Consider the following 1248-nt stretch of genomic DNA (forward strand, 5'->3'; position numbering starts at 1 on the left):
TGGCCTGTCCCTGGTTTGACGGACACGAAGTTTAGCTCGTCAAGTTTGAGCGAGCTTTTGTTCAAAGTCTATAGGGCTGAGATAGCCCAGGGTTGAATGCCGTCGGGTTGGGTTATAAAATCGTTCAATATAATCGAAGATTTCGGCTCTCGCTTGATCACGAGTTCGGTAGATTTTCTTGCCGATCCGTTCAGTCTTCATTGATGAGAAGAAGCTTTCCATCGCGGCATTGTCCCAGACGTTACCAGAGCGGCTCATGGAACATGTAACGCCATTGTCGGCCATCAGACGCTGGAACTGCTCACTGGTATATTGGCTGCCCTGGTCTGAGTGATGCAGCAAAGTGTCGGGTTTGCCTCGCCGCCATATGGCCATGATGAGAGCATCAGTCACCAGTTGGGCCGTCATATTGGCACTCATTGACCAGCCAACAACCCGACGGGAAAACAGATCAATGACCGCGGCTACATACAACCAACCTTCAGCCGTCCAGATATAGGTGAAGTCAGCCACCCATTTTTGATTGGGCTTTTCGGCTCTGAACTGACGATCCAGAACATTAGGGGCAATGACGGATCGCTGCCCCACATCTTTGGGAAGGCCACGTCGGCGTGGCCGGGCGCGCAGTCCTTGCAGGCGCATCAGTCGCTCAACCCGATGCAGCCCGCATGAAACGCCTTCTGCCAGCAGATCATGCCAGACCCTGCGGGCACCATAGGTTCGGTAGCTCCCTATGAAACTGGATCGAACTCGGGCGCCAACATCACGATCGCTCAGATCGCGGCGGCTGGGACCTCGTGTTAGCCAACCATTAAAGCCGCTGCGCGAAACACCGAGCGCTTCGCACATCCACGCCACCGGCCATATTCCCCGGTGCTTTGCGATAAAGGAAAACTTCATAGGCTTTCCTTCGCAAAGTAGGCGGCGGCTTTTTTTAGGATATCGCGCTCGGCCTTGAGTTTGGCTACTTCCTTACGCAGACGGTCAATCTCGAGCTGTTCCGGCTTCATCTGGCCCTTGCCCGGAAAGGCATCCTTGGGATCAGTCTCAAACTCACGCACCCAGTGCCGCAACACCGTCGGATGGATACCCAGGTCCCGACCAGCCTGAGCAGCCGTTACACCTCTATCCCTGATCATTTTTACAGTCTCGATCTTATACTCGCGACTATATTTTCGCTTCTCCATTTCTTACCTCCAGTTCGATAAACACGCTTTTCTTCGTGTCCGTCAAACCAGGGACAGGCCA

1 protein-coding gene is annotated in these 1248 nt (G+C 53.8%); it reads right to left on the reverse strand.

All coding sequences use genetic code 11. The annotated features are described in order from the left end of the window. Nucleotides 1–39: 39 nt before the first annotated feature. A protein-coding gene (locus tag E5201_RS04005) for an IS3 family transposase (RefSeq protein WP_140984722.1) occupies nt 40–1187 on the reverse strand; the annotation gives its coding sequence in 2 pieces (ribosomal slippage) (nt 40–929 and nt 929–1187; 1149 coding nt in all). Nucleotides 1188–1248: the final 61 nt, after the last annotated feature.

It is taken from the genome of Asticcacaulis tiandongensis (assembly GCF_006475605.1).
GTDB classification, from domain to species: domain Bacteria; phylum Pseudomonadota; class Alphaproteobacteria; order Caulobacterales; family Caulobacteraceae; genus Asticcacaulis; species Asticcacaulis tiandongensis.